The organism is Frankia sp. ACN1ag (assembly GCF_001414035.1).
Classification (GTDB): Bacteria; Actinomycetota; Actinomycetes; order Frankiales; family Frankiaceae; genus Frankia; species Frankia torreyi.
Genome location: NZ_LJPA01000018.1, coordinates 133594 through 141741 on the forward strand (window position 1 = coordinate 133594; position 8148 = coordinate 141741).

Below are 8148 nucleotides of genomic sequence, written 5' to 3' on the forward strand. Positions count from 1 at the left end.
CGCGAGCGGGGAGGTGTGGGCGCTGTCGAGCCCGGGCCCCAACCCGAAGCGCAGCTTGCCCGCCGGGGTGGCCGGGACGGCCCTGGCCGCGGCGGTCAGCGGCCGGCGCGTCGGCTCGGCCCGTCCAAGCCGCCCGGCCGGGTCGCCTGCCTTCCTGTCGCCGACCACCGGGCTGGCCGAGGCGGCGCCGTCCCCGTCGACGGCGTTGCCCCCGCCGCGGCCGAGGAGGGGGAGCGCGATGGCGGTCGCGGCGAGCAGGGCGATAAGGGGAACCGTCAGATGTCGGAACCTCCGGCTACGCATTGATACATTCCTCCCGCGGCGATCATCCGGTAGGAGCAAAACTGTAGTCGGTCAAATACTTTTCGGAGTCGAATGTGCTCCGTGAGTCGGCCGGTACGGCAGACCTGTGTGGGCGAGCGGCGGTTCGCTGGGGCGGGCGTTTGTCGGTCGGTGTCGGAATGGTGGTGGTAGGTCGGCGAAGGTTGTCCCCTTCGTGGTCGTTCGAGGGTGGGGGCCCGTGGTGAGTGGGTACGCCCAGCGGCACCATGAGCCGTCGTGATCAGACAACCAGACTGCTGACTGCCTGGATCCGGGGGCGGCGCCGCTCTGCGCCCGCCGCCGGTGCCACCGAGGCACGGGCGCGGACGCCCTCCGAGTCGGGCCGGCGCCGGTCGCCGGCCACCGCCCCGCAGCCGGATGCTTCCCGCGAGCCGGCGGCGACCCTCCAGCCGAGCCTGCCGCCAGAACCGGGCATGTCGCTGGAAGCGGGAAGGCCGCTGGAAGCGGGAGGGTCGCAGGAGCCCGCGGTGGCCGGGCCGGGTGCCAGGCCGGGTGCCAGGGTTGACGACGAGCTGGGCGACCTGATCCGGCTGGTCGCCCAGGAGGGGTTCGGTTTCGCGGAGCTGCGGGACGGTCAGCTCGACGCCATGCGGGCCGTCGTCGAGGGCCGGGACACGCTGTGCGTGCTACCGACCGGCGGGGGCAAGTCGGCGGTCTACCAGATCCCGGCGCTGGTGCTGGCCGGCCCGACCATCGTGGTCTCGCCGTTGATCGCGTTGCAACGCGACCAGGTGCGCGGACTGACCGAGCGGCTGGCGGGCCTGCTGGGCGACGACGACCCGGCGGCGGCCGCGGCGAACTCGGACGCCGGGCGGGCGGCCCGGCAGGCCGCCTTCGACGCGGTCCGGCAGGGGCGCACCGAGTTCCTCTTTCTGGCGCCGGAGCAGTTGGCCCGCGACGACGTCCGGGCGGCGCTGCGCGAGGCGCGACCGTCCCTGTTCGTCGTGGACGAGGCCCATTGCATCGCGTCCTGGGGGCACGACTTCCGGCCCGACTACGGCCAGCTCGGGCAGGTCATCGAGGACCTCGGGCATCCGACGGTCGTGGCGCTGACGGCCACTGCGGCCCCGCCGGTGCGCCGGGAGATCCGCGAGCGGCTACGGCTGCGCGACCCGGTCGAGGTCGTGCGGGGGTTCGACCGGCCCGAGATCTTCCTGTCTGTGGTGTCGTTCACCGACGAGGAGGCCAAGCGGGCGAGCCTGATCGAACGCATCGCGGGGGAGGCCAAGCCGGCGCTGGTCTACGCGGCCACCCGGCGGGCCACCGAGGAGCTGGCCGACGAGCTCGCCGGCCTCGGGCTGACGGTGTATCCGTACCATGCCGGGCTGAAGGCCGCGCGCCGACGCGAGGTCGAGGCGGACTTCATGGCTGATCGGTGCGACGTGGTGGTCGCCACGACCGCGTTCGGCATGGGCATCGACAAACCCAACGTCCGCACCGTCATCCACGCCGAGGTGGCCGACTCCCTCGACTCCTACTACCAGGAGATCGGCCGTGCGGGGCGGGACGGTGAGCCCGCGGTGGCCTGCCTGTTCTACCGGCCGGAGGATCTCGGGCTGCGGCGCTTCTTCGCGTCCGGCCGGGTCGACGAGACTGCCTTACGACGCGTCGCGGTGCTGCTGGGGCACGCCGACGCACCGGTGACGGCGCGGGAGCTGGCCAAGGCGGCGGGGCTGCGGGACACCGCGCTGACCCGGCTGGTGGACCTGCTGGCCAGCGCGGATGTGGTGGCGGTGGGCGACGACGGGCGCATCGCCGCGCGGGCCGACGCCCCGGATCCGCAGGAGGCGGCGCGGCGCGCGCTCGGGGTGGCCGAGGCGCGGGTCGAGGTCGACCGTTCCCGTGTCGAGATGATGCGCGGCTATGCCGAGACCCGGGACTGCCGACGGGCGTTCCTGCTGGCCTACTTCGGTGAGACGACCGGCGGCCCGTGCGGGCGCTGCGACAACTGCCTGGCCGGCCTGCCGGCCCAGCGGCGGGTCGAACCCGCTGACGGCGAGGCGCCGTTCCCGGCCGGCGCCGCGGTGCGCCACGTCTCGTGGGGCCGGGGACAGGTCGTCAAGGAGGATGGCGATCGCATCACTGTGCTGTTCGACGACGTCGGCTACCGCACCCTGTCGGTGGGGGCGGTCCGGGAACGTCACCTGCTCGACCGGACGTGAAAGACCTGCGCCGCAGGGCATCCCCCCACCGAAGGGCCCGCACCTACAGGTACGACCGTCGTTACAGCATTTGCCCGGTCCATCCCGAGATGTCCGATGATGTCGTTTCCTGACATCGTCGCGTGCCGTGCGCTGGATCCAAGCACGGTGACGCGCCCGGCCAAGCAGGGAGGACCATGACCGCGCGAGCGGATCTTCAGATGAGCACCGCCCTGGTCACAGGGGCATCGTCAGGCATCGGCGCGGCCTTCGCGGAGGCGTATGCGGCCCGGGGTGCCAGACTCGTCCTGGTGGCGCCGGCGGAGCCCAGGCTGCGGGAGGTCGCGGAGCGGCTGGGCACCCGCTACGGGGTCGAGGTGCACGCCGTCCCCATCGACCTCGCCGAGGAGAGCGGCCCCGACCAGCTTGCCAAGGCGGTCGCCGAGATCGGCCTGGAGATCGACATCCTCGTCAACAACGCCGGCTTCGGGACCCGTGGGCCGTACCACGAGCTGTCCGCGGACCGGGACCACCGAGAGGTGATGCTGAACGTCGTGGCGGTGGAGCGGGTCGCGCACCTGTTCCTGCCGGCCATGGTGGCCCGGGGTTCCGGCACCATCATCAACGTGTCGTCGACCTCGGGCTTCCAGGCCGTCCCCTACATGGCGGTCTACGGGGCCTCCAAGGCCTTCGTCCTGTCGCTCTCCATCGGCCTGTGGGCCGAGTGCCGCTCCCGCGGGGTGCGCGTGCTCGCGCTGTGCCCGGGGCCGACCGACACCAACTTCTTCGAGGTCGTCGGCTCGCGGATGTCCGCCGGCGGCCGGTTGCGGACCACCGACGAGGTGGTGGCGGCGGCCTTCCGTGCCCTCGACCGGGGCCAGGCGTACGTCATCGACGGCCGGTTGAACTACCTGACGTCCAACGCCTCCCGGCTGCTGCCCCGCGGCCTGGTCGCGCGGATCACCGAGCGGGTGCTGCGGTCCGGGTCGCTGGCCGCGCTGCCGGGCGCGGCGCCCGTGAAGCGTCGCGCGGCCTGATCGGGCCACCCCCGCCGGCCGTTCCGTGCGATCCGATCGGACCACCCCGGCCGCCCACCGCCGTGAGGGTCCGCGGCGCGGCGCGGCCCTCCGGCGGCCGACGGAACCATCCCCCGATCGGGCGACCCCGCAGTGGCCCGGTCGGGGGGCGACCGGCGCCGGGCCGGCTGCCGCCGGGCCGGCTGCCGCCGAGCACCGCCGGCGGGCCCAGCCATGCGTGGGCGCGCCCGGTCAGGTGCGAGCGGCCCGGTCAGGTGCGAGCGGCCCGGTCACTGTGAGCGGGACGCTCCCACCGGGGCGAATGCCGGAGCGACCGGGTCGGCCGGGGTCAGCCCGCCGAGCTCGGCGACCAGCTCGTAGGAGCGGATCCGGTCGGCCAGCCGGTGGACGTTCGTGGTGATCATGATTTCGTCGGCGCCGGTCACGTCGAGCAGGGCGTCGATCCCGGCGCGGACGGTCGAGGGGGAGCCGACGATGTGCGACGCCGTCGCGTTCTCGGCCGCGGCCCGCTCCTGCGGGGTCCAGGAGTGCGCGGCGGCCTCCTCGGGGGAGGGGAAGACGCCGGGACGGCCGCCGCGTATCCGCAGCATCGCCAGCCGGACGGGCGCCGCGAGCCATTCGGCGCGCTCATCGTCCTCGGCGCAGACCACGGCGGTGGCCACGATCGCGTACGGATGCTCCCGGCCGGGCGAGGGGCGGAACGACCGGCGGTACAGATCGAGCGCCGGCACCGTGTTCGCCGAACTGAAATGGTGCGCGAAGGCGAACGGCAGGCCCAGCATCCCGGCCACCTGGGCGCTGTAGCCGCTGGACCCCAACAGCCAGATGGGCGGCGCCGGGGACTGCGGGAACNCGTGCACGCCGCGCATCGGATGGTCGGCGGCGAAGTCGCCGCCGGCGAGGAAGGTGGTCAGCTCGGCAAGCTGCTCGGGAAAGTCGTCGACGGCGAGCAGCCCGGCGGTGCGCCGCAGCGCCCGGGCGGTGGCGGGATCCGTGCCGGGGGCCCGGCCGATGCCCAGGTCGATCCGGCCGGGGAACAGGGCACCGAGCGTGCCGAACTGCTCGGCAACGGCCAGCGGAGCGTGGTTGGGCAGCATCACGCCGCCGGAACCCACCCGGATCGTGCTGGTGGCCGCGGCGACCTGGCCGATGAGGATCGACGTCGCCGAACTGGCGATGCCGGGCATGCCATGGTGCTCCGCCAACCAGTATCGGGTGAATCCGAGTCGTTCGGCGTGCCGGGCGAGGTCGAGCGACCCGCGGACCGCATCGGTGGGGGTCGTTCCGGTGCCGACCGGCACGAGGTCCAGCACGGACAGGGGGACGCTTCGGGTCGGTTTCACGACGTGGTGCAACGACGTGGCGGGGCCGCTGTCTTCCCCACCCGCCACGTCGGAGCCGGTTCCCGCCACGTCGGAGCCGGTTCCGGTCACGTCTCTGCCGGCCGCGGTCACGCCTCAGCCGCCCACGGTCTCCATGTAGTCCTCGGCGACCTCGTCGAGGGCGTCGCTGGGATGGCCGAGCGCCACGCGCACCCGGCGGCGCCCGACGAGCAGAAGGTCGAGCAGGAAGTCCGGCACCGGGGCCCGCTCGCAGCGGTGGTAGCCCATCGTGAACCAGGTGTGGGCGTCGTCGAGCAGGCTGACCGCCTCCAGGCTCTCGGCCACCGCCTCGTACACGCCCGGATCGGCCGACTTCGCCGCCTTGAGCTCCGCCCGCAGCGCGGCGGCCTCCTCGGCCTGCCCGTCGCGCAGCAGCCCGTCATGCAGCCAGACACGGGGATCGACGGGGCAGGCGCTGCCGTCGGCCACGGCGGCACGGTAGCAGCGGATCGCCTCGCTCCAGTCGTGGGCGAGCCCGTACTGGCTGCCCGCGTCGACCAGCAGGGAGGCCCGGGTGATCGTCTCGCTGTGGGTGTCGGGCTGCTCGGCCAGCGTCTCCAGGGTGCCCGCCGCGCCACGGTGATCGCCGCTGCCCGCCGCGCTGAAGACGATCTCATCCACGTCGTCGTCCGAAAGCATGCCGCTCATTCTCCCTGCCCGGGGTCGTTCCCCGACGGACGGGCACCGGTGGCGTGGCTATGCCGGCCGCGCCCGAGAAGAAGGGGATGCCGGCCGCGCCCGAGGCGAAGGGGATGCCGGCCGCGCGCTCGGGGTGCCAGGGGGGGCCGGCGATCCGGATCCGGACGGGTCGGCCGGCCCGGATCGGGGAAGGAGGTGATCGATCGCCGCCACGGACCGCGAGCGGTCGCCGCAGGACTGACGGTTCGGTGGACACGAGGGGTTCGGCGGATACGAGGGGTTCGGCGGATACGGGCGGTTCGGCGGATGGGGTGTGGGTGGACGCGAAATCGGCGGGTCGGGATGAGCGGCCGGAGCTCCGGCCCGGGCGGGCGGTGGGCGTGCAGGCGGATGCGGTCGGCGGGGCGGATGCGGTCGGCGGGGCGGGGGTGGCCTTCGTCCTCGGCGGGGGCGGCATTCTCGGCGCGAGCGAGGTCGGCATGCTCGCCGCCCTGTTCGACGCCGGCATCCTGCCCGACCTGGTGGTCGGCACCTCCGTCGGTGCGATCAACGGGGCCGCGGTGGCGGCCGAACCCGCGCCCGCGACGATCGACCGGCTGACCGACCTGTGGTCGCAGCTCGGCATCTCCGACGTGTTCGCGGGGGGCCCGGCCCGGCGGCTGGCCACCGTCGTCCAACACGGCCACCTGCACTCCAACGCCCCGCTGCGCGCGCTGCTGCGCACGCACCTGCCGGCCGAGCCGATCGAGGACCTGCCGGTGCGGTTCCAGTGCGTCGCGGCGAGCATCGAACGGGCCGCCGCGCACTGGTTCGACCGCGGACCGCTCGTCGAGGCGGTGCTGGCCTCCTGTGCGGTCCCGGCGCTGCTGCCGCCGGTGCGCATCGGCGAGGAGCACTTCATCGACGGCGGGATCGTCGACAGCAACCCGGTCGGGCGGGCGGTGGAGCTCGGGGCCCACACCGTCTTCGTCCTGCACGTCGGCCGGATCGAACGGCCGCTGCGGCCGCCGCGCTGGCCGTGGGAGGCCGGTCTGGTCGCCTTCGAGATCGCCCGCCGGCGCGGCTTCACCGAGGCGATGGCCCGGCTGCCCAGCGGTGTCGCCGTCCACGTGCTGCCGGTCGGGGAGCGCGGAGCTCCGCTGGTGCCGCTGCGCTACCGCTCCACCTCGGGCCTGAACCGGCGCATCCAACAGGCCCGGCAGGCCACCGCGGCCTACCTCGACCTCACCGCCGGCGGCCGCACCCGGCCGCTGGACGTGTCCTGACGTGGAGGGTTGACGCCGTGGGTGTTCCACCGTGGGCGATCCGCCGCTTCCTGGTCGACCCGTTGTTCGTGCCGCTGGCGGCGGCGCTGGCCCTGATCGGGGTGGCCGTCGCCGCGCTCGGCCTGCTGGGCGCGCCGGTCGACCGCCGGCTGCGGGTGCCGCGCGCAGCCCTGCTCGTCGCGATCTACCTGACCGCCGAGGCGGTGCTGATCGTCGCCATGTTCGGGCTGTGGCTGGCCCGGCCGGCCCTCGGCGGGCGCTGGGAGGCCGCCCACCTGTGGCTGCTGCGCCGCACGCTCGCCGTGCTGGTCGCGTCCGCCCGGCGGCTCGTCGGGCTGCGTCTGGAGGTCACCGAGCCGCCCGCGGGGACGGTCGACGCCGGCTCGGGGCCCGTCCTCGTGCTGAGCCGGCACGCCGGGCCGGGGGACTCGTTCGTGCTCATCCACCTGCTGCTCAACCGCTACCACCGGATCCCGCGGGTGGTGCTGATCAACCGGCTCCAGCTCGATCCGGCGATCGACATCCTGCTCGGCCGGCTCGGCGCCTGCTTCCTGCGCAACGACGGGTCGGACGACCACGCCGCCGCCCGGATCGGCGAGCTCGCACGCGGCCTGGGCGCCGGCGAGGCACTCGTGATCTTTCCGGAGGGTGCGAACTTCACGCCGTCGCGCCGGCGTCGGCTGATCGCCCGGTTGCGGGCGCGCGGCCAGTGGGACCGGGCGGCGGTCGCCGAGGACCTCGACGCCGTCCTGCCGCCGCGGCCGGCCGGGGTGCTCGCGGCGCTCGCCACCGGCCGGATCGCCGCCACGATGATCGTCGCGCATGCCGGTCTGGACGAGTTCAGCGCGCCCGGCGAGGTCTGGCGGGCGTTGCCGTTCGTGGCGCCGCTGATGGTGCGCTGGTGGTGGGTGCCGGCAGCGGAGATCCCGGGTCCCGAACGGGCCCGGCGGCAGTGGCTGACGATGCACTGGGCAGTGGTGAATGCCTGGATCGGCGCTCAGCGCGCCGTCGGCAACGGCGTCGACGGGGGCGGCGCCGGCGCCGTTGCCGTTGCCGCCGTTGCCGACGCGAGTCAGCCATCGGAGGGCGACCCGCCGTCGCCGACAGGCCCGGTCAACCCCGTGGTGTAGATGGCCCCTTCCAGGGGGCTCGGTCGTCCCTGGGCAGGAGGGCGAGGTCGGAATCCGAGTCCGACGGGCGCTGCCCGGGCTCGCGGAGTGCGGGTTGGTTCCCGTGTCGTCTCCGCTCACAGCGTACGAACATGTGTTCGACATCCGGGGTGTGTTGTTCTACCGTCGACCCATGGTTTTCGACGACGACCTCGGGGACGGCCCTGACCCGC

Annotated in this window: 6 protein-coding genes and 1 pseudogene; 4 read left to right on the plus strand and 3 right to left on the minus strand. The window is 74.1% G+C overall.

Annotated features, from left to right (window positions below):
• The first annotated feature begins 527 nt into the window (after positions 1–527).
• Together UK82_RS17830 and UK82_RS17835 are read left to right on the plus strand one after the other, a co-directional pair.
• On the plus strand, positions 528–2504 hold the full coding sequence (locus tag UK82_RS17830; protein WP_082122020.1) for a RecQ family ATP-dependent DNA helicase: 1977 nt from the start codon (positions 528–530) through the stop codon (positions 2502–2504).
• A 200-nt stretch (positions 2505–2704) separates the two neighbouring features.
• Positions 2705–3520, plus strand: a complete 816-nt coding sequence (locus UK82_RS17835; RefSeq protein ID WP_236706072.1) for an SDR family oxidoreductase — start codon at positions 2705–2707, stop codon at positions 3518–3520.
• A gap of 269 nt (positions 3521–3789) precedes the next feature.
• Here UK82_RS17835 and UK82_RS38405 read toward each other — a convergent pair.
• From UK82_RS38405 to UK82_RS17845, 3 genes and pseudogenes are all read right to left on the minus strand, one after another.
• Positions 3790–4372, minus strand: a 583-nt coding sequence (locus tag UK82_RS38405; RefSeq protein ID WP_236706073.1) for an MsnO8 family LLM class oxidoreductase, incomplete at its 5' end; no start/stop codon positions are given.
• Position 4373: 1 nt separating this feature from the next.
• Positions 4374–4863 (minus strand): annotated as a pseudogene (locus UK82_RS38410) (MsnO8 family LLM class oxidoreductase); the annotation flags it as partial.
• A 114-nt stretch (positions 4864–4977) separates the two neighbouring features.
• Complete coding sequence (locus UK82_RS17845; protein ID WP_055408278.1) at positions 4978–5541, minus strand: hypothetical protein; 564 nt, start codon at positions 5539–5541, stop codon at positions 4978–4980.
• Positions 5542–5969: 428 nt separating this feature from the next.
• Between UK82_RS17845 and UK82_RS17850 the strand changes: the two genes are divergently transcribed.
• Together UK82_RS17850 and UK82_RS17855 are read left to right on the plus strand one after the other, a co-directional pair.
• Positions 5970–6806 (plus strand): patatin-like phospholipase family protein, encoded by an 837-nt coding sequence (locus tag UK82_RS17850; protein WP_044886340.1) that lies wholly within the window; start codon positions 5970–5972, stop codon positions 6804–6806.
• A 17-nt stretch (positions 6807–6823) separates the two neighbouring features.
• Positions 6824–7936: a 1-acyl-sn-glycerol-3-phosphate acyltransferase gene (locus tag UK82_RS17855; protein WP_044886313.1), complete on the plus strand. Its 1113-nt coding sequence runs from the start codon at positions 6824–6826 to the stop codon at positions 7934–7936.
• The last annotated feature ends 212 nt before the right edge of the window (positions 7937–8148 follow it).